Source organism: Robertmurraya sp. DFI.2.37 (assembly GCF_029211245.1).
In the GTDB taxonomy this organism is placed as follows: domain Bacteria; phylum Bacillota; class Bacilli; order Bacillales; family Cytobacillaceae; genus Robertmurraya; species Robertmurraya methanolica_A.
Window position 1 is genome coordinate 1 of the sequence record NZ_JARGEJ010000138.1, and the last position, 1,220, is coordinate 1,220.

The 1,220-nt window shown below is 37.4% G+C and carries 1 protein-coding gene; it reads right to left on the reverse strand.

The window, feature by feature from the left end; genetic code table 11:
* Positions 1–18 precede the first annotated feature (18 nt).
* Positions 19–1,139, reverse strand: a protein-coding gene (locus PZE06_RS25760) for an IS3 family transposase (protein WP_377982087.1) whose coding sequence is annotated in 2 segments (ribosomal slippage) — positions 19–890 and positions 890–1,139 — 1,122 coding nt in all. Because the reading frame shifts where the segments join, the coding sequence is not laid out codon by codon here.
* Positions 1,140–1,220 lie beyond the last annotated feature (81 nt).

The window sequence follows — 1,220 nt, forward strand, 5'->3', positions numbered from 1 at the left end:
TGGATTGTCAACACTAAACTAGACAGTTTTCTTAAGGTGTGTAAGTTTGTATTCCACTGGACTTAAATAATCTAAAGTACCATGGATACGTAGGTGGTTAAACCAGTGTACATAGTCTGTAAACTCTCTGTGTAACTCTTCTAAGCTATCAAAATTTTGTTTCCTTACAAACTCTGTTTTAATGATTTTGAATGTTGCTTCTGCTACTGCATTATCATATGGACAACCCTTCAAACTTAGAGATCGCTTGATTTTAAACGTTTCTAGCGCCTCATCAATGACCTGGTTCTTAAACTCTCTTCCTCGGTCAGTATGGAACATTTGAATCGTATGCAAATTACCTTTAATTGACGATAGAGCCCGATAAACTAGTAGAGCATCTTTGTTCTCACCTGTGCTAAAGCCAACGATTTCCCGATTATAGAGATCAACAAATACACATATGTAATGCCACTTTTTACCGACCCTTACATACGTTAGGTCACTGACCACGACAGCCAGCTCTTCCTCTTGTATGAATTCACGATTTAACTCATTCGCTTGATTACTTTCATTTGGTTTATCCTTATGTGGTTTGAATTGAGCCACAGTATAAGCTGAAACAAGCCCTTGTTCGTTCATGATTCTACCGATACGACGACGAGAAACCAATTTCCCTCGTTTCTTAAGCTCATGTTTTATCTTTCTCGTACCATAATTTTGGCGGCTTTGATGAAAAATTTCAATGATATCCGAAGTTAGATCATCTTCATTCTTTCGTTCTTTTGCTTCATAATAATACGTACTTCTTGAGAGTTGTAGGACTTTGCACATTGCTGATATCGAGTATTTGTGCTGGTTGTTCTTAATCACATTTACTTTCGTCCTAGTATCAGCGCGGCTTGCTTTAAAATATCATTCTCCATCTCTAATTGCTTATTACGTTTCCTAAGTTCCTGCAGCTCTTTCTGTTCGGGGCTGAGGTTATCCTTTTCTTTAAAGGAACCAGAGGACTTACTTTGATTAATCCACTTATCAAGTGAAGAAGGGGTTAATTCGTATTCACGGATAATGTCTTTGCGAGGCTTTCCATTCTGATATAGCTGCACGATCTGTTGTTTAAATTCTTCGGTAAATGTTCGACGTACTTTTCTTGTCATGTAGATTCTCCTCATAACTGATTAGTATAGTTCATTCTACTTGACCTTAAAATTTCTGTCTAACTAAGTGTAGCCGATCCA